Origin of the sequence: Collinsella sp. TF11-5AC, assembly GCF_003436775.1 — a bacterium.
Taxonomy (GTDB): Bacteria; Actinomycetota; Coriobacteriia; order Coriobacteriales; family Coriobacteriaceae; genus Collinsella.
The window spans coordinates 66,404-84,014 of sequence record NZ_QSQO01000009.1 but is presented as its reverse complement, the minus strand read 5'-3'; the positions used below and the strand labels follow the sequence as shown (position 1 = coordinate 84,014).

Genomic DNA, 17,611 nt, shown 5'->3' with positions numbered 1-17,611 from the left:
AGGGGGCCGACAACGACGCGCTCGCCTACTACGTCGACGCGGTCAGGCGGGCGGCGGAGGAGAAGGCGAGGCTCGAGGGGCTCGTCGAGGCCGAGGCCCGCAAGCCCAGGTGGCGGAAGAGGGTCGACTCCCTGCGCTGCCTCAAGGGCGTCGACACCGCTTCCGCCGCCGACCTCGTGTTCGAGGCCGGCGAGTTCTCCAGGTTCAGGAACGCCCGCTCGTTCGCCGCGTGGGTCGGCCTGACGCCCTCCGAGCACTCCAGCGGGGAGAGCGACCGCAGGGGCGCGATCACCAAGGCCGGCAACAAGCACCTGAGGAAGACGCTGGTCGAGGCCGCGTGGCACTACCTGACGTGCTCGGGGCGGCCGAAGGACCTCGCCAAGGGCCAGGCCCCGGACCGGGGCGCCCGGAGGCATGCCGCCAAGGGCGTGCGGAGGCTGGTCGAGAGGCGGGAGGCGCTGCTCGCGCGCGGGGTCCACGGCAACAAGGCGAACGTCGCCACGGCGCGCGAGCTCGCCTGCTGGGTGTGGGCGGTCGGCCTCATGGCCGAGGAGGCGTAGGGGGCGGTCCCCCGCACATAAGCCAGTCACCCCGGAAGCGGTTCGATCCGAAGCCGTTGAGGCGAACCTCAGGTCCCTTTTCTGCGAGCGCCCAGGGCGCCACACGCGTGCACAGACTGCCGGTTCGACGTAGAAGCCTCAGCCGTAGCAACGGATTGCCCAGCGAGAGATCGCCACGGGCGGATATTAAACTGCAAAGACGAGCGTCGGTAAGACACGCCGAGGTCGCCGCGGACGGGTTGATATAGGGAGAGGGCCTGACCCCATATCGTTGGGGCCAGGCCCGATTTTGCCTCTTGACAATGTCCTGCTCATATTAAAAGGAACGTCCCTAAGTGCCGAGTAGGGATGAAAAAGGCGGAGGCCCTGGTGAGGGTCTCCGCCTTTTTACAGGGGGCGATATTAATCGCTGACTGCTGGATTAGACCAGACGGGCGTTGATCGTCTTGGCGATCTCGGCGGCGTCGGTGGAACCCTTGACGGTGGCACGGAAGTCCTGGTCCATGAGTGCCTCGGCGACCTTGGACAGGATCTTGAGGTGCGTGGTGCCAGCCTGTGCACCCGGGATGAGCAGCGCGATGGCCACGTTGACGGGAGCGCCGTCCATGGTGTCCCAACCGGTCACGCCGGACTCGTCCTTGACGACGATGACAGCGGCCTCGGTAATGGCGTCAGATTTGGCATGCGGGATGGCAAAGCCCTCCATCATGCCCGTGGTGCCCTCGGCCTCGCGGGCCAGGAAGGCGTTCATCACGGCGTCGGCGTCGCCGGCGATACCGGCCTTGACGGCCTGGTTGGAGACAAAGCTCAGGGCCTCGTCACGAGAAGCGAAGTCCTCGGCGACAAAGACGTTCTCGACCTTCACGAAGTCGGCAGCCTCGGCCTTAGGGGACTCAACAGCAGCGGCCTTGGGGGCCTCAACCGGCTTGGTTGCAGGAGCGGCCTTCTGGTTCTTCTCGAAGTCATACTTCTTGAAGGCGACGAACAGGATGCCACCAACCACAGCGCCGATGAGAATCGCGAGGACCCACAGCGGACCGTTCTCGACAACGGGCAGGACCAGGAAGCCACCGTGGGGCGCTGGATCGTGGACGTTGAACATAATGGTCAGGATCGAAGCGATGGAGGAACCGAGCATCATGATGGGCATGACGGGCCAGATGTTCTTGGTCATAAACGGAATGGCGCCCTCGGTGATGTGGGTGCAACCAAGGATGAGGTTGACGACACCGGCGTCATGGTCCTCCTGGCTGAAGTACTTCTTGCCGACGATGACGGCGAAGGTGGTGATCAGCGGCGGAACGATGCAGGCGGCAGAGACGGCAGCCATGAAGTTGGTGCCGAAGTTGTAGGTGTCGGTGCCGACACCGGCAGCCAGAGCCTCGGTGAGCATGGCGGTACCGGTGACGTAAGCAGCCTTGTTGACCGGGCCGCCCATGTCAAAGGCGCACATGCAGCCAATAGCAAGACCCAGGACAACGGCGCCAGAGGCAGACAGGCCCTTGAGGAAGTCCATCATGGCGGTGTTGATGGCAGCCATGGGGCCGGAAATGCCGAGCATGACCAGACCGACGATAGCGGTCGAGAACAGCGGGTACAAAAAGATTGCCTTAAGGCCGTCCAGGTTCTTGGGCAGACCGGCAAAGACCTTCTCGAGCAGCAGGATGACATAGCCAGCGAGGAAGCCGCCGACGATGCCGCCCAGGAAGCCGAAGCCCACGCCGGCGCCACCGGCGTCAATCATACCGGTCTCGGCGTTAACGGGCAGGCCCTGGATGGCGATCATACCGGCGACGAAGCCGGGGACGAGCGCCGGGCGCTTGCCGATGGACTCGGCGATGTAGGCGGAAAGCACCGGAACCATGAGGTTCATGGCGATGCCGCCGATAATCTTGAGCATAGCGGCAAAGCTGTTGTAGTCGGCAGCAGTCGAATCGAAGGACGTGATGCCCCACAGGAACGAAACGGCCGTCAGAACACCACCGGCGACAACGAAGACCAGCATGTGGCTGACGCCATTCATGAGGTGCTTGTAGATGACGTGGCCGATGGACTCTTTCTCCTCGACCTCGTCCTCGACATCGGCGGCAGCGGCAACCGTGTCGTCGCCCTTGGCGGCGAGCGCACGGTCGATCAGCTTTCCGGCGGCCTCGACGGACAGGGCCTTGGAAACGCCGACGGAAACCATGGGCTTACCGGCGAAACGCTCAGCCTGGACATCCTTATCGGCTGCGACGACAACGGCCTTGGCACCAGCGATCTCGCTCTTGGTGAGCTCGTTCTCGACACCGACCTGGCCATGGGTCTCGACCTTAATGGTCAGACCGCGCTCGGCAGCTGCCTTCTCTAGCGCCTCCTTCGCCATGAAGGTGTGCGCGATACCGGTCGGGCAACCGGTGGCGGCGATGATGTCAAACTTAGCCATGTGTCCCTCCTTTTTAAGTTTTGCGCCCGCAGGCGCTCCCCTACACACGCGTCCTTGCGCGCTTTTCCACAACTGAAAGATACCAACCCAGCGCTTTCGCGGAAAGGAAAATGTCCCAATTCTCCGGTGAAAGGTTCTTTCATAACCGTAAACGGTAGGTGAAAGTTTACCATCAACACTTGAAACGGCAAGGTGTATCTTGTAATTGAAAATGCCCGTATACTATGGCATTGAAAAACGAGTCCTATATTTCATGCCAACCAGGAGCCATCCATGACCGATAGCAGCAAGAGCGCGCTCTCCCTTATTAGCACTCATCAGGGATATAGTGGATCCGAGCAGCGCATTGTCGACTATATATTGGAGCACCAGTCCGAGGCGCCGCGCCTGACGGCCGCCCAGCTCTCACGAGCCGCCGCCACGTCCGAGGCGACGGTTTCGCGCTTTTGCCGCAAGCTGGGCTTTGGCAGCTTCCGCAGCTTTCAGTTTTCGTTGGCGCGCGACTTGGAGAGTCAGCGCAACGAGGGCCTGACCGACGAGGTCTCGCTCGACAACATGGAACAGAGTCTTAAAAATATCTTGGCTGCCAAGGTGAGCGAGCTTAACGCGACCATCGACGGGATTGACCACGATACGCTAACGGCCGTTGTGCACGCGCTTAAGAATGCCGGCGTTATTGAGTTCGCGGCCGTAGGCAACACCAATGCCGTCGCGCTCGACGCGACGTTTAAGTTTTCGCAGCTGGGCCTTCGCTGCATGGCAAGCACCATCAGCGAGACCTCGATTGGTTTCGCGCTCACATTGCGCCCCGGCGACGTTATCGTGCTGATCTCGAACTCTGGCAAGTCGCGCCGACTAAATCGCATGGCAAAAGCAGCTCGAGACTGCGGTGCTACCGTAGTCGTCATCAGCAGCGACAGCAAGTCTCCGCTTGCGCGCCTAGCCGACTACACCTTTAATACCGTCAATCACGAGGCGCTGCTGACAACGGGCGACTTCGCATTCTCCAAGATGAGTGCCACGATGATCATAGAGGTCATCTACAACTTCCTGCTACCCGAAATCGAGGACGCCCGAGAGCACATCAGCTACTACGAGGAGCTCATCCAGCCGGACAAGGTCGTGGAGTAGGTTTTAGCGGGGGACGTTATGTGCCGTTCCCACAAAACTATGCCGGTTTACTACGATGAAATCGGAATATGCGACCACATCGCGTTTTAAAAGAAAACCGCAGGCGTTCTACCTGCGGTTTTCTTTTTGCAATTCTTGACGTGGTTGCCGATAGCCTATCAAACGTAGTAGATGGGCCGGTTTCGTGGCGACCGGGTCGGACATGCATGTGGCGGCTCGGCCTAAGCACGCGCTTCTTCCAGCATCTGCCTAGCGTGCGCCAGGCTTGCCTCGGACTGATCGCCGCTCAGCATGCGAGCGATCTCTGCGGTACGGGCATCGCCGGTCACCTCGTCCAAGTGCGTCTGGGGAACATCGCCCGGCTCCTTGCTGACTACGTAATGCTTGTCAGCAATGACGGCGACCTGCGCCAGGTGCGTTACGACGATGACCTGATGCGTGGCGGCAAGATCGGCCAGCACGCCAGCAAGAGCACGAGCCGTGGAACCACCGACACCGGCATCGACCTCGTCAAATACCAGCGTGTCGACGCCGTCCGCATTACCGAGGACAACCTTGCTCGCCAACATAACGCGGCTCAGTTCGCCGCCCGACGCAATGCGGCGCAAGGGACGCGGCGTCAATCCGGCGCCGCTGCGATACAAAAGCTCGTAGCTCGAAGGCCCCGCCGGCGTCCACTCGGCACGCGGAAGATCACGCGACTCCCAAACCAGCTCAGCGCCGCCCATTTCAAGGCGTGCCATCTGACGACCCACCTCGTGGCAAAACCGCGGGGCTGCCGTATTACGTGCGCGCTTAAGCGCCTTGGCAGCGGCGAACAGTTCGTGCTCCGCCGCGCCGAGTGCCTCGCGTGCCTTCCTAATCTGCTCGTCACCATCGTCCACCAGCGATAACAACTCCCGCGAGCGGTCACGCATGGCAAATACATCGTCCATGGTGGGACCCCACTGTCGCAGCAGGCCCTTGAGGTCGGAATACCGCTCGCGCATGCGAGCGAGCTCGCGAGGATCGAACGCAACGCCATCGCGATAAGCACGCAACTCGTTGGCGCAATCCTCGAGTGAGATGCAGGCGTCCGAAAGTGCGTCGGCGATGTCGCCCAGCTTGCGGTCGACAGTCGCCATGCGCGACAGCTCTGCCACGGCACCGTTCACGGCATCGAGCGCTCCCCCTTCGGCAGTAAGCGATGCATGGGCATCGTTAGCTGTGGCAACCAATACCTCGGCATGTTCGGAGCGCGGAAGCAGCTCCTCGAGCTCCTCATACTCACCCGGCTTGGGGTCGACCTCGGCGATACGCTCCAGGGCGAAGCGCGCTTCCTCGACGCGACTCCCCTGCGCACGCGACGCCTCCTCTACGCGACGGACCTCCTTGGCAGCCGCACGCGACGCCTTAAAGCAGGCACGGTACTTTTCCAGCACCTCGAGCGCAGAGCGCCCAGCCCATGCATCGACCATGGCAACATGATGCGCCGGATCGAGCAAACGCTGGTGCTCGTGCTGGCCGCAAAGATCCATCATCACGCCGACGCGCTCGGAAAGCTCGCGCACGCTGGCAATGCGACCATCAATCTTGACGCGGCTGCGGCCCTCGGCAGAAAGGCCGCGCTGCACGGTGAAGCCCTCCGCGTCGTGCGGGCCATCGAACAGGCGCGCCTCGACGCTCGCAAGCGCCTCGCCCTCGCGCACGGTCGACGAATCTGCTCGTTCGCCCAAGATGAGCTTAAGCGCCGAGAGCAGCGCAGTCTTACCGGCGCCAGTCTCGCCAGTCAAAACCGTTAGGCCCGCACTCGGCACCAACGTCGCCTCGCGAATGAGTGCAATGTTTGAAACCTGCAGCTCATCGATCATGACGAACTCCGTAGAACACGCGGCTCACCGAGTTATAGAAGCTCTCGGGGCCGTAGTCGAGCAGCAGTACATCGCCGGGGCCTCGGCGCACGGCCACGCTCTCAACCGTGCCGTCGCAGGTAATAAACTGTCCGTCAATGGCAATAGCCGGCACGCTCGGGCGATCATCGGACATAAAGATCTCGACGACATCACTTGGCGAAGTCAAGAAAGCGCGAGCTTGAATGGTATGCGGCGCGATCGGCACGCAAACCATACCCGTGTAATCGGGGCTCACGATGGGGCCACCGGCCGAAAGCGCATAGCCCGTAGATCCGGTCGCCGTCGATACGACCACACCGTCGCCGCGCAAGCGGTCGATATGGTGGCCCGACACGGTGATGTCGAACTCGACCATATCGGAAAGCGGCCCGCGCGTGAGCGCCATGTCGTTGAGGGCAAAAGAACGCACGACATCCTTGGTGCCGTCCTCACGCACGGAAACGATGTCTGCGGCGATGGTGGCGCGACGACTCACGTGGAGCTCACCGGACAGGGCATCGCTCACAACCTGCAAAACGTCGCGTTCCTCGGGACTGGCCGCCGTCAAAAAGCCCAGGTGACCATAGGAAAGACCCAAAATGGGAATCTCACGGTAGTTGAGAATGCGGGCGGCACGCAGCAGCGTGCCGTCGCCGCCGAGCGTAATGACCAGGTCGGCATCGTCAACATCGGGCGTGCTCTGAATCTTGGAGCGCTGGTCGGCAGCCCATGCGACCTCGTAGCCTTGGCGCGAAAGCCAAAGCTCGAGCATCAGGCCGCTCTCGACCGCCTCTTGCTTGTAGTAATTGGGAACCAGAAAGACCTTCATAGCGTTGCAGCTTTCTCGCTCAAAGCCGATACCCGGGCTTGCAGCTCGTCATTCGAGCGCTCGCCGGGGGCAAACCTCGTGCCGTACAGGAAAAACTCAACGTTGCCCTTGGCGCCATGGATGGGCGACACGCACACATCGACCGGGAACAATCCCTTCGCGGCAAACAGCTCGATGACCGCAACGAGCGTGTCGACACGCACGGCGGGATCGGTCACGATACCGCCCTCGCCCACCAGCGCCGCCGGAGCCTCAAACTGCGGCTTTACCAGCGTACAAAACGAACCCATAGGCGTCAGGCACGCCAGCACCGCATCGATGATGTTCGCGATGCTGGTAAACGACACGTCGCACACAGCCAAGTCGATAGCGCTCTCATAGCCAAGCTCGGGCAGCTGCGTCACGTTGGTGCGTTCATGAAGCGTCACGCGATCGTCTTGACGCAGCGACCAATCAAACTGTGCACGGCCCACGTCGACCGAGACAACGGTCGCGGCGGCGCGCTTGAGCAGGCAATCGGTAAAGCCGCCGGTAGAGCAGCCTACATCCAGGCAGGCAAGGCCCGTCGGATCGATACAAAACGCATCGAGCGCACCCTCGAGTTTAAGGCCGCCGCGCCCAACGTACGGAATGCGCCCCTTAACGTGCAGCGGCAGACCCGGCGTCACCTTGAGCCCCGGAGAGGTCAAACGCTCACCGCCACTCGAAACCAAGCCGGCCATAAGAGTGCGAAGGGCATCCGCGCGATCGGCGCAGATGCCCTGTGAAATCAGTTCGTCATCGAGACGCACGCGTTTCATGAATGCCATCAACCATTCGTATCCGGGGATGCGGCCTGTCTATCTTGGGACTCGTTTGCCGCATCCTCATCGTATTCCTGCTCGAGCTTGTCGGCCTCACGCGGCGTCAGCTCAAACTTGTCGACCATATCGACCGCACGGGAACCCAGCTCAATCGCCTCGTCAAACAAATCGAGCGAACGCTCCAGGGACGTATCCTTGGAACGAACGGTGGCGACGATCTGGTCCAGGCGATCCGAGATCTCATCGAAGTTGCGGACGGAACCCTCTGGCATGGCTACTCCTCGACGGAGTCGGCCTCGACGGCCTCAGCAGCGTCCGGATCCTCGGCAAGTACACCGGCGGCAGCCTGAGCGGCAGCGACCTTTGCGGCCGCCTCGGCAGCCTGCGCCTCCTCGCGAGCGCGATCCTCGGCCAGCAGCTCTTGGTACAGGTCCTCGCCCGGCAGCTCCTCGCTGCGAGCGATCTTGCCCAGCACGCCGTTGACGAACGACGCGGACTGGTCGGTGCCATAGGCCTTAGCGATTTCGACGGCCTCGTTGATAACAATAGCGTCCGAGACCTCCTCGTCGGTGAGGAAGCGCATCTCGTAGACGGCGATACGCAGCAGGTTGCGGTCGGCGCCGGGCATGCGCATAAGATCCCAGTTCTTGGCGACGGCGCGGAGGGCGCAGTCGATGCGATCGATATGCTCGTAGGCACCACGGCAAAGCTCCAGCGCATAGGGGTCGAGGGGACCCTTCGAGATCAGGAAATCGCCCTCGAGGACGCGCTCGAGCGGGCTGTCCGTGGCCTCGGCCTGGAACAGCAGCTGCAGCGCCTGACTGCGGGCAAGCGTGCGCCCGCGATAAACCTTAAGGCTCAAAGGTTACTCCTTGGGGAAAACGAGACCGTCGATGCAGACGTCAACGCGCTCAACCTCGACGCCCACCTGGGCATCGATGGCGGCGACCACGGCGGCGCGAACGGCCTCGGCGAGTTTCTTGAACGGATAGCCAAAGAACACCACGACACGCACGGTGAGTGCGAGCTTGTCGCCGACGACCTCGGCCTCGACCGCCGGCTCGGAAGCCGGGGCCTTGGACGAGAGCATCATGGAGACAAGGTTGGTGGCAAGGTCCTTGACGCCAACGGAGGCGATGCCCTCGACATCCGACACGGCGCGCGAGACGATGGCGGTCAGAACATCGGGCGAAATGCCGATGCCGTCAATCTTGATTTCCTGGGGCATGAGTCCTCCTAGAAGAGTTGGTTGCTAGACGCGGGAGACGAACTTGCCGTCGCGGGTGTCAACCTTGATGACCTCGCCCTCGTTGAGGTACATGGGGACCTGGATGACAGCGCCGGTGTCGATCGTGGCCGGCTTGGTGGAACCCTGGACGGTGTCGCCCTTAAAGCCCGGGTCGGTCTGGACGATGGTGGTCTCGATGAACATCGGCGGGGTCACGCCCATGAGCTCATCGTCGGCGAAGAGCAGCTGGCAGATGTCGTTCTCGCGCAGCCACTTGGAGTTCTCGCCCACCATGTCCTCGGGAACGGGAACCTGCTCATAGGACTCGTTGTCCATGAAGATGTAGTCAGTGCCATCGTTGTAGAGGTACTGGAACTCACGGGTAGTGAGCATGACGCTCTCGAACTTGGTGCCGGCGTTGCAGGTGTTCTCGACGACGCGGCCGCTCTTGATGTCGCGGGTCTTGTAGCGCACAAATGCGCCGCCCTTGCCCGGCTTGACATGCTGGAACTCGACGATGGTGTAGACCTTGTCCTTAATGCGGAGACCGAGGCCGTTCTTGAAGTCGGCGGTAGAAATGGTAGGCATATCGACCTTTCTTGTTATGGGCAGAACGCACAAGCGTCCAAATTACATACGACCGAAATTATACACTTGCAGACGGCGCCTGCAGCGAGCGCATAAAAAGAGAACGCGGGGCGTCCGAATCGATCCGGACGCCCCGCCCCAAAAATCTATCGAAATGAGCTAGCAATCGATGACGTGGAGGTCATGCGGCGTCTTGGTGAAGGGCTCGTAGCCGTTCTCGGTGACCACGCCGTAGTCCTCCAGGCGCACGCCGCCCGCGCCGGGCAGGTAGACACCGGGCTCCATGGTAATAACCGAGCCAACCTCGATGATATTCTTGCTGCGGTTGAAGTTGGGCAGCTCGTGGATGTCAATGCCCACGCCGTGGCCCAGACCATGGTTGTAGTAATCGCCATAGCCGGCATCGCCAATGATCTTCTTGGAAAGCTTGAAAATGTCGTTGCCCTCGACACCCGGATGGATAGCGGCGACGCACTCCTCGTGGGTGCGGCGTACGAGCGCGTACAAGTCGAGCTGCTCCTGGGTGGGCTCGCCCATCACGACGGTGCGCGTCATGTCAGAACGATAATCGCAGTAGCCCGCGCCGTAATCCATGAGGACGAAGTCGCCCTTCTCGATCACGCGATCACTGGGGACGGCATGCGGGTTGGCGGTATTGGGGCCGCTCGCCACGATAGAGCCGAAGGCCAAGCTGTCGGCGCCGTTGGCGAACATAAAGTTCTCGAGCTCGTTGCGAACCTGCTTCTCGGTCATACCGGGCTTAATAAAGCCGAGCATATGCTGGAAGGCGGCGTCGGTGATCGACTGCGCATGGCGCATGAGCTCGATCTCCTCGGCATCCTTGATGGCGCGCATCTTGCGAATGTCGTCATGCATCAGCGGCAGCATGCAGGCGACGGAAAGATCCTCCAGGCCACGCTGAATACCCTGGTAGAAGTTGATCTGCATGTCGTCCTCGACAGCGCAGACGCGGCACTTGTTGGCCGCGATCTTGTCGGCGACCCAACCGGGGATGGTGCCCTCGTCCATGTCGTAGACCCAGGGGCTGCCGGCGGGAGTGTTCTCCTCAAAGCTGTTGAGGTAGCGCGAGTCGGTATGGAACAGGCACTGGTCAGCCGTAATAAACGCCGCGTGCGGGAACTCGAAGGTGTAGTCGAAGACGCCCTTCACGCCCGTAAGCCAACGAAGATTGGCCTCGTCACGAACCACGATAGCGTCGTAGCCGCGCTCAGCCATCAGGACACGGACACGCTCGATACGACCGGCAGGGCCGGCAGCAAACTCTGACATGCAGATTCCTTTCTTGTTGTCTCTAAAAGTGCGGGACGGGTCTCAACCGAACGACGGAATCGCATGTGATCCACGACCGATTGAAACCCGCCCCTCAACATGATACGAAAGACGATGGATGTCAATAAATCTTAGAGAAGTTCTTTGCGAGAAGCCAAGTAGGCGTGAGCATGGCGCTCAAGAACCTCGTCCTCAACGCTCGTTAAACGAATGGCGCCGAGTGCCGCGGGCAGCGGCAACATGCTGCGGTTCGAGCGGGCAAACTGCTGCCTACGGAACTCCTCGATATATGCGGCAGGCTCCAAATCAAAGGCAAGCTCCTCGATACCAAAGTCCTCCAGGCAGTCATCGACCTCAAAGACGTAATCGATATCGAAGTCGCAGGCATCATGGGCTAGGCGCGCCTCAAAGCGCATGCCCTCGGACAACAGCTGGTAGGCAGGCACCGGCGAAGCGGCATCGCCCAAGCAGGCGCGCAGGGTGCGCTCCCCCGTCTTGCCAAAATCGAGCGCATGGCGGGCGCTCGGGTTCGTGGCCATCAGTACGTCCTTGCGTGCAGTCTGAGACCACTGAACGGCATTGACGAGCGCAACCTCCTCGCCCGAGAGAATCTCGGGGACGGTCTCAGTAAACTGATTCCAGCGGGACTTGCTGCTCGAAAGCATGGTGACAACGAGCACCGCATAGCCGAGCTTGAGATCCTCGGGGTCCGCCTCGCGTACAAGGTCGAGGTCACACACGACCAAGCCCGGCTCGGGACGGAACGCGATAGCGGGAAGCGCATGCGCCGACGAGGCGACGAGCGGCTTCATGGTCGTCGCGACCGTGAGCATGGCGTCGAACGTCGTCGGCAGCAAGGCGCACTCGGTGCGACCGCACCACTGATTGGCACACCAGCAAACGACCGAGCAGGTCGCCGTGTCGCCGACAGCGACAACGAGATCGTCGCAGGTAATGCCGTTAGCCGACAGGGCGCCAAAGACGGTATCGGCATCGGCAAGCGTAGCACCGGCAGGGGAAACCTCGAGGACGAGCAGCGACACGGCAAAACCGGCGTCAACCAGTGCATGCTCGACAACCTCGCCAAATCGCTCGGATGTGGCGTCGTTCCAAACCACCATCGCGCGCTTAGGCTTGCCCACAGCCGAGGCAAACATGCGCGGCAGCTCCTCGAACGCGCCCAATCCGACGCGGACATCGACGCTGCGGTTTTGGAAATTGATAAGTTGACGGCGAATCATAGCAGTCCACGCTCCAAAAGCATCTCGGCACAAAGGTAGGAAACGTCCTCGAAGGACTTGTTGCGAATATCAAGGGTAATATCGGCGGCCCGGCGATACAGCGGACGGCGATGCTCAAACAGGCGCGCAGCGTGCTCGGGCGAGCGGAAATCGGGCCGGGTATCGGAGCGGCGAATCTGGCGCAACGAGTCCTCAAAGTCGCCTTCGAGGTACACACAGGTACCCATCTCGTGCATCAGCTCAATGTTCACCGGCGTCTCGACGATGCCGCCCCCGCACGATACCAGCAGGCTGCGTTCGCTTTGAAGCGAACGGAGTGCCGAGGTCTCGAGCTCGCGAAAACGATCCTCGCCCTCGGTCTTAAATATCTCGGTCACCGACTTGCCGCATCGACGCACAACCAAACGATCGGTATCGATAAAACGCCGCTTGAACATAGTGCCCACGTTGCGCGCAAGCGTCGACTTGCCCGCGCCCAAAAAGCCGATAAAGAAGATATGGTCGCAGCCGTGTTTGATGTGCTGAGACATGGCGAAACCTATTCCTCGCAGGGAAGGTCGCGCAGGGCCCGGCGCTCAAAGATACGGAAGATCTGCGTGTACCACAGGTCCTGGGTCGCCTGCGGCTTGACCAGAATAGTGTCAACGCCGGCAAAGTTACCGCTCCACACGTCCGTGTATAGCTGGTCACCGATCAGCACGGCCTCGTCGGCCGTGGCGCCCAGACGCTTAAGACCCGCCTTCAGGGCAAACGGGGCGGGCTTCATGGCGTGGCTGATAGCCTCGAGCCCCAGCTCGCGCGCCGATGCCATGACCTGGTCGCGATGCCAGTTATTGGACACCATACACAGCTTAAAGCCCTTTTCATGGGCGGCTTCGAGCCAAGCTGAAACCGCAGCGGGAACCTGCTCGGTATCGCGCGGCACCAGGGTGTTATCGCGGTCGAGTAGAATGGCGCGCTTGCCGTCGGCCCAGAGGTTATCGAGGTCGATGCGGTCAACTGAGGCAACATATCGTTTGGGGCTAAAAATCCTCATGATCAATTCCAAGACTGTTGGTGCTCTTCGTAGGTCTTCGAGAAATACTCCTCGTCCTGTGTAATGTAGAAATACAGGTCATCAGAGTCGGTCGGTTCAAGGGTAGCCTTGAGCGCCTCGAGCGACGGAGAGCAGATGGGCGTGGGCGGCAGCCCCTCGTGCTTATAGGTGTTATACGGACTATCGCTCTGCAGGTCGTCGGCGGTAACCTCGCCGCCGGTGACATACATCATGGTCGCATCGCTATTGAGGTAACGCAGGCCATCGAGCTTGCCCGCCATACGGTTATAGAAAACCGAAGCCACATGCGCGCGCTGATCGGCGTTGAGGCCCTCGCGCTCGACGATCGAGGCAAGGTTAACGATGTCGTAATCGGACATCTCCACGCCATAGCGCTCCTTGATCTTGGCCTCGCAGCTGGCAAAGTCAAGCGACTTATACTCGGCGTTGAACTGGTCAAGCATGGCGCGAATCACATCATCGGCAGACGGGTCCTTACCCAACGAATAGGTCTTGGGGAATAGGAAGCCCTCGAGCGAATCGTTCACGGCATCTTTAAGGAAAGCGTAATCATTCACATAATTGCTCGCCTTGGCCTGGTTAAGGAAATCTTCCTTAGAAATGCTGTCGTATGCCGCGGCCACACAATCGGCGACCTGGTCGACCGTCAGGCCCTCAGGGATAGTCAGTGCATCGGAGCCCGCATTGGGGCCTTCCATGAGCTGCTGAACAACCTTGGTCGCGTCCATGAGCGTGGTAAACGAGTAGGTGCCAGGCTTAAGCGACATATCGGCATTGAGCTTTTTGACCGCCGCGTAATAATCCTTGGGGTCTTCGACGATATGGTTCTCGGAGAGAATCGAAGCGATGGCATCACCCGAGGCGCCATCGGGAATCGTAATAGTAACTTGCTGGCCAGCAGCGACTTTCGCATCCTCGCCGGCAAAGAAGCCCTTGACGGCTGGCACGACAAAGAAAACGATCGCGACAAGCGCAAGCACGGCGATGACGCCACCGATAATCATGGGCACCGGCGAGCTCTTCTTTTGGGTACCGCGACGAGCATGCGTGTTATAGCTCGAGCGCGTGGCCGGAGCTACGCCATGTGTGCCGTGAGCATGATGTGTACGCGTATGCGATTGAGGCGCCTGCGCACGCTGCGTGGGCGCCTGCTGCTTAAAGCGGGTACCGCTTGCGGGCCGGGCTGCGCGGGCAGCGGGCTGTTGGGCAGGACGCTGAGCAGATTGTGCTGCACGAGAGGAGGGCTGTGCGGGACGAGCAGCAGGCTGAGCCGCACGCTGCGTCGGTTGCATCGGACGCTGGCCGGACGATACAGGGCGCGGCGTAGGCTGCCCCTGGCGATTCGGCTGGCGGGGATCGGAAGCGCTAGGCATGCGAAACCTCCTCGTTTTTACGATCGAGCCATGTCTGCAAGAACAGGCTGGCGGCGATCATGTCAATCTTGCCCCTCATCTGCTTTTCGTTGAGTCCCTGCTCGCGCAGGATACGCTTTGCCTCTTGCGAGGACAGGCGCTCATCCTCAAACTCAAGCGGAAGATCGAGCTCTTGGGCAATCTTTTGCGCAACGGCGGCAACGCGCTCGGCCTGGGGGCCGGGCTCACCGGCCATGGTCAAGGGACGTCCGCTTACCAGGATATCGGGCTCATAGTCCTCGACCAGGTAGCGAAACGTCTTTGCCATGCCAGTGACCTCGGCAGCCGGAAGCACCTTGACAGGCATCGCCATCTTGCCATCACGGCTCGAGACGGCAATGCCAATCCTGGTCTCCCCTATGTCCAGTGCGAGCGCGACCACAGCGACTACTTAGGTTCTTAGGCGCCGAGCGCGGTCTTGGCGGCCGCGAGGGCATCGGCGATACCGGCAGCATTCTTGCCGCCAGCCTGGGCCATGTTGGGACGACCGCCACCGCGACCGTCGACCAGGCCCGCAATCTGCTTGATCACGTTGCCGGCATGGAAACCGGCCTTGACGGCGTCATCGGAGCCGGCGGCAAGCAGGGCCGGGGTGCCCTTCTCGGTCACACTGGCGACGACGCAGGCGACGGGACCGGCGACCTTCTGGTGCACGGTATCCCACACATTGCGCAGGTCGGCAGCCTCAAGGCCCTGGAGCTCAGCGACAACGAGCTTGTAGCCATTCAGCTCGACAGCGCCGTCGATGGCGCCGGAGATCGCATCAGAGGAGCCACCGGTGAGAGCCTTCTTGAGCTTGTTGGAAGTCTCGCGCAGCTCGGCCTGCAGGTTCTCCACGCGGGCGGGAACCTCGTCAACGCGGCACTTGAGCGCAGCGGCAGCGGCGTCAACGAGCGCCAGGCGGTCGGCCATGTAGTCGAGAGCACCCTTGGAGGTCACGGCCTCGATACGGCGGACGTTGGAGCCCGTGGAAGACTCGGAGATGATCTTGAACAGACCGATCTCGGCGGTGTTGGTGGCATGCGTGCCACCGCAGAGCTCGCGAGAGAACGGCTGGTCCTCGGCGCCCACGGAGACAACGCGGACGACGTCGCCGTACTTCTCGCCAAAGAGGGCGACAGCACCGGCGGCCTTGGCCTCGTCGATGCCCATGACGCGGGTCACAACCGGCTTGGAAGCGAAGATCTGCTGGTTGACCAGGTCCTCGACAGCCTTGAGCTGCTCGGAGGACAGGGCCTCGAAGTGCGTGAAGTCAAAGCGCAGGTGCTCGGGCGTCACCAACGAGCCAGCCTGGGAGACATGCTCGCCCAGAACCTGCTTAAGCGCAGCGTCGAGAAGGTGGGTGGCGGTGTGATTGCGGCGCAGGAAGCCACGGCGCTCGGCGTCGAGCGCGGCGGTCACGGTAGCACCGACGGTCAGCGTGCCCTCGGCAACGTGCGCGACGTGAGCATACAGGCCGTTGTGGTTCTTGGTGTCGGCAACGGCCAGAACAACGCCCTCGGCGGAAAGCTCGCCGGCATCGCCCTGCTGGCCACCCATCTCGGCATAGAACGGGGTGCGGTCGAGCACGACCTCAACATCCTCGCCGGCAGCAGCGGACTCGACGGACTCGCCGTTGCGCACGATGGCGACAACCTTGGCGCCCTCGATGGCGTCGTTGTCATAGCCGTCGAACTCGGTCGCGGCAACCTTGTCGGAAAGCTCGACCCACACGTCGTTAAAGCTACCCCAGGCATCGCCCTTAGCGTTGGCGCGGGCACGGGCCTTCTGGTCCTCCATGCAAGCGGTAAAGCCATCCATGTCGACGTCGTGACCGGCGGTGCCGGCGATCTCGACAGTCAGGTCAATGGGGAAACCAAAGGTGTCGTGAAGCTTAAAGGCAACATCGCCCGGAAGGACAGCGCCGTCGGCGAGCGCGGCCAGGGCCTCGTCCAGGTAAACGCGGCCGTTGTCGAGCGTCGTTGAGAAACGCTCCTCCTCGGAGGCGACGATGCCCTTAACGAGCGCGACGTTCTTGAGCAGCTCGGGATAAGCCTCGCCCATCTGAGCGTTGACCTCGTCGATAAACTTGGTCAGGAAGGCGCCCTCGATGCCCAGCAGACGACCGTGGAACACGGCACGACGGAGCAGGCGGCGCAGGACGTACTCGCGACCCTCGTTACCGGGCAGGATGCCGTCGGAGATCATAAAGTCGACGGCACGGGAGTGGTCGGCGATGATGCGCAGGGAGCGGCTGGCACCGGAGTAATCGTCGGCGTCATAGGTCTTGCCGCTGATCTTCTCACCGAGCTTGATGAGGTGCTGCATCAGATCGCCGTCGTAGTTAGCGGTCTTGTGCTGCATGATAGCGGCCATGCGCTCCAGACCCATGCCCGTATCGAGGTTGCGGTGCGGCAGCTCCGGCATGGAGCCGTCCTCCTGGCGGTCGTACTGGGTAAACACGAGGTTCCAGAACTCAAGGAAGCGGTCGCAGTCGCAGCCAGGCTTGCAGTCGGGGCTGCCGCAACCGACCTCCTCGCCCATGTCAAAGTAGATCTCGGAGCACGGACCGCAGGGGCCGGTGGGGCCAGCGGCCCAGAAGTTGTCGTCCTCGCCCAGGCGGGAGATGTGATCCTCGGCAACGCCCAGAGAGCGCCACACGTCGTGGGTCTCGTCGTCTTCGGTAAAGACGGTGAAGTACAGGCGGTCGAGCGGCAGCTTGAACTCCTTGGTGATGAGCTCAAAGGCCCAAGCGCAGGCCTGCTGCTTGGAGACGCCGCCAAAGGAGAAGTCGCCGAGCATCTCAAAGAAGGACAGGTGACGGCCGTCCTCACCGATGCAGTCGATGTCGTTGGTGCGGACACACTTCTGGCAGGAGATCGCGCCGATCTCCTTCATGGTCTTCTTGCCCTGGTAGTACTCCTTAAACTGGTTCATGCCGGCGTTGGCAAGCAGCAGCGAAGGATCGTCGGGGACGAGGGACGAAGAAGGATAGAGCTTAAGACCGCGCTCCTCAAAGAAGTTGAGGAACTTGGAGCGAATCTCGGCCGTAGTCATTGACGGGTAGTCAGCACTCATAGAGGGAATCTCCTCGGTTTCACATCGAAACAGTTCAAACGTAACGATATTACCATCCCACCGCGCAAGTGCAAAAAAGAGGGCCGGCACAATGCCGGCCCTTCAGCGAAATTGCATGT

At 61.3% G+C, this 17,611-nt stretch carries 17 protein-coding genes; 2 read left to right on the top strand and 15 right to left on the bottom strand.

Annotated elements, in window-relative coordinates:
• Positions 1–560 (top strand): transposase (locus tag DXD16_RS05835; RefSeq protein ID WP_147326457.1); only part of this gene is annotated, 560 nt, incomplete at its 5' end.
• Between the two features lie 421 nt (positions 561–981).
• Here DXD16_RS05835 and DXD16_RS05830 read toward each other — a convergent pair.
• Positions 982–2,985 (bottom strand): fructose-specific PTS transporter subunit EIIC, encoded by a 2,004-nt coding sequence (locus DXD16_RS05830; protein ID WP_117655429.1) that lies wholly within the window; start codon positions 2,983–2,985, stop codon positions 982–984.
• A 273-nt stretch (positions 2,986–3,258) separates the two neighbouring features.
• Between DXD16_RS05830 and DXD16_RS05825 the strand changes: the two genes are divergently transcribed.
• The gene (locus DXD16_RS05825) at positions 3,259–4,116 is read left to right on the top strand and encodes a MurR/RpiR family transcriptional regulator (RefSeq protein ID WP_117655428.1); all 858 of its coding nucleotides are present in this window, start codon (positions 3,259–3,261) and stop codon (positions 4,114–4,116) included.
• Positions 4,117–4,337: 221 nt separating this feature from the next.
• On the opposite strand, the gene DXD16_RS05820 is transcribed toward DXD16_RS05825, so the two are convergent.
• The 14 genes from DXD16_RS05820 to alaS form a co-directional block, all read right to left on the bottom strand.
• On the bottom strand, positions 4,338–5,966 hold the full coding sequence (locus tag DXD16_RS05820; protein WP_117655427.1) for a DNA repair protein RecN: 1,629 nt from the start codon (positions 5,964–5,966) through the stop codon (positions 4,338–4,340).
• Positions 5,956–6,816, bottom strand: coding sequence for an NAD(+)/NADH kinase (locus tag DXD16_RS05815; protein WP_117655426.1), 861 nt, complete (start codon positions 6,814–6,816; stop codon positions 5,956–5,958). Before DXD16_RS05815 ends, DXD16_RS05820 begins: the two co-directional genes overlap by 11 nt.
• On the bottom strand, positions 6,813–7,616 hold the full coding sequence (locus tag DXD16_RS05810) for a TlyA family RNA methyltransferase (protein WP_117655432.1): 804 nt from the start codon (positions 7,614–7,616) through the stop codon (positions 6,813–6,815). The genes DXD16_RS05815 and DXD16_RS05810 overlap by 4 nt, the downstream gene beginning before the upstream one ends.
• An 8-nt stretch (positions 7,617–7,624) precedes the next feature.
• Positions 7,625–7,891: an exodeoxyribonuclease VII small subunit gene (locus DXD16_RS05805; protein WP_117655425.1), complete on the bottom strand. Its 267-nt coding sequence runs from the start codon at positions 7,889–7,891 to the stop codon at positions 7,625–7,627.
• A 2-nt stretch (positions 7,892–7,893) separates the two neighbouring features.
• A complete protein-coding gene (gene nusB, locus DXD16_RS05800; RefSeq protein WP_117639362.1) occupies positions 7,894–8,481 on the bottom strand; it encodes a transcription antitermination factor NusB in 588 nt (195 codons plus the stop codon).
• A 3-nt stretch (positions 8,482–8,484) separates the two neighbouring features.
• Positions 8,485–8,847, bottom strand: a complete 363-nt coding sequence (locus tag DXD16_RS05795; protein WP_006233982.1) for an Asp23/Gls24 family envelope stress response protein — start codon at positions 8,845–8,847, stop codon at positions 8,485–8,487.
• A gap of 24 nt (positions 8,848–8,871) precedes the next feature.
• Positions 8,872–9,435 carry an elongation factor P gene (gene efp / locus DXD16_RS05790; RefSeq protein WP_006233983.1) on the bottom strand — a complete coding sequence of 188 codons (564 nt, stop codon included), beginning with the start codon at positions 9,433–9,435 and terminating at the stop codon, positions 8,872–8,874.
• A 159-nt stretch (positions 9,436–9,594) separates the two neighbouring features.
• Positions 9,595–10,725: a Xaa-Pro peptidase family protein gene (locus DXD16_RS05785; protein ID WP_117655424.1), complete on the bottom strand. Its 1,131-nt coding sequence runs from the start codon at positions 10,723–10,725 to the stop codon at positions 9,595–9,597.
• A gap of 131 nt (positions 10,726–10,856) precedes the next feature.
• The gene (locus DXD16_RS05780; protein WP_117655423.1) at positions 10,857–11,966 is read right to left on the bottom strand and encodes a hypothetical protein; all 1,110 of its coding nucleotides are present in this window, start codon (positions 11,964–11,966) and stop codon (positions 10,857–10,859) included.
• Positions 11,963–12,496 carry a shikimate kinase gene (locus DXD16_RS05775; RefSeq protein ID WP_117655422.1) on the bottom strand — a complete coding sequence of 178 codons (534 nt, stop codon included), beginning with the start codon at positions 12,494–12,496 and terminating at the stop codon, positions 11,963–11,965. Before DXD16_RS05775 ends, DXD16_RS05780 begins: the two co-directional genes overlap by 4 nt.
• A gap of 8 nt (positions 12,497–12,504) precedes the next feature.
• Complete coding sequence (locus DXD16_RS05770) at positions 12,505–13,002, bottom strand: YqeG family HAD IIIA-type phosphatase (RefSeq protein ID WP_117655421.1); 498 nt, start codon at positions 13,000–13,002, stop codon at positions 12,505–12,507.
• 2 nt (positions 13,003–13,004) lie between these two features.
• A complete protein-coding gene (gene mltG, locus DXD16_RS05765; protein ID WP_233502632.1) occupies positions 13,005–14,396 on the bottom strand; it encodes an endolytic transglycosylase MltG in 1,392 nt (463 codons plus the stop codon).
• Complete coding sequence (gene ruvX / locus DXD16_RS05760) at positions 14,389–14,817, bottom strand: Holliday junction resolvase RuvX (RefSeq protein ID WP_117583450.1); 429 nt, start codon at positions 14,815–14,817, stop codon at positions 14,389–14,391. The genes mltG and ruvX overlap by 8 nt, the downstream gene beginning before the upstream one ends.
• Before the next feature lie 17 nt (positions 14,818–14,834).
• Entirely contained in the window at positions 14,835–17,492 is a 2,658-nt protein-coding gene (gene alaS, locus DXD16_RS05755; RefSeq protein WP_117655419.1) for an alanine--tRNA ligase, read from the bottom strand.
• Positions 17,493–17,611: the final 119 nt, after the last annotated feature.

Bases quoted from the DNA above. Each gene is read 5' to 3' on its own strand.
- DXD16_RS05825 (WP_117655428.1), top strand. From the start codon at position 3,259: ATGACCGATAGCAGCAAGAGCGCGCTCTCCCTTATTAGCACTCATCAG.
- DXD16_RS05795 (WP_006233982.1), bottom strand. From the start codon at position 8,847: ATGCCCCAGGAAATCAAGATTGACGGCATCGGCATTTCGCCCGATGTT.
- DXD16_RS05780 (WP_117655423.1), bottom strand. From the start codon at position 11,966: ATGATTCGCCGTCAACTTATCAATTTCCAAAACCGCAGCGTCGATGTC.
- DXD16_RS05785 (WP_117655424.1), bottom strand. From the start codon at position 10,725: ATGTCAGAGTTTGCTGCCGGCCCTGCCGGTCGTATCGAGCGTGTCCGT.
- DXD16_RS05815 (WP_117655426.1), bottom strand. From the start codon at position 6,816: ATGAAGGTCTTTCTGGTTCCCAATTACTACAAGCAAGAGGCGGTCGAG.
- DXD16_RS05820 (WP_117655427.1), bottom strand. From the start codon at position 5,966: ATGATCGATGAGCTGCAGGTTTCAAACATTGCACTCATTCGCGAGGCG.
- DXD16_RS05775 (WP_117655422.1), bottom strand. From the start codon at position 12,496: ATGTCTCAGCACATCAAACACGGCTGCGACCATATCTTCTTTATCGGC.
- mltG (WP_233502632.1), bottom strand. From the start codon at position 14,396: ATGCCTAGCGCTTCCGATCCCCGCCAGCCGAATCGCCAGGGGCAGCCT.
- alaS (WP_117655419.1), bottom strand. From the start codon at position 17,492: ATGAGTGCTGACTACCCGTCAATGACTACGGCCGAGATTCGCTCCAAG.
- DXD16_RS05805 (WP_117655425.1), bottom strand. From the start codon at position 7,891: ATGCCAGAGGGTTCCGTCCGCAACTTCGATGAGATCTCGGATCGCCTG.
- DXD16_RS05830 (WP_117655429.1), bottom strand. From the start codon at position 2,985: ATGGCTAAGTTTGACATCATCGCCGCCACCGGTTGCCCGACCGGTATC.
- efp (WP_006233983.1), bottom strand. From the start codon at position 9,435: ATGCCTACCATTTCTACCGCCGACTTCAAGAACGGCCTCGGTCTCCGC.
- DXD16_RS05770 (WP_117655421.1), bottom strand. From the start codon at position 13,002: ATGAGGATTTTTAGCCCCAAACGATATGTTGCCTCAGTTGACCGCATC.
- DXD16_RS05810 (WP_117655432.1), bottom strand. From the start codon at position 7,616: ATGAAACGCGTGCGTCTCGATGACGAACTGATTTCACAGGGCATCTGC.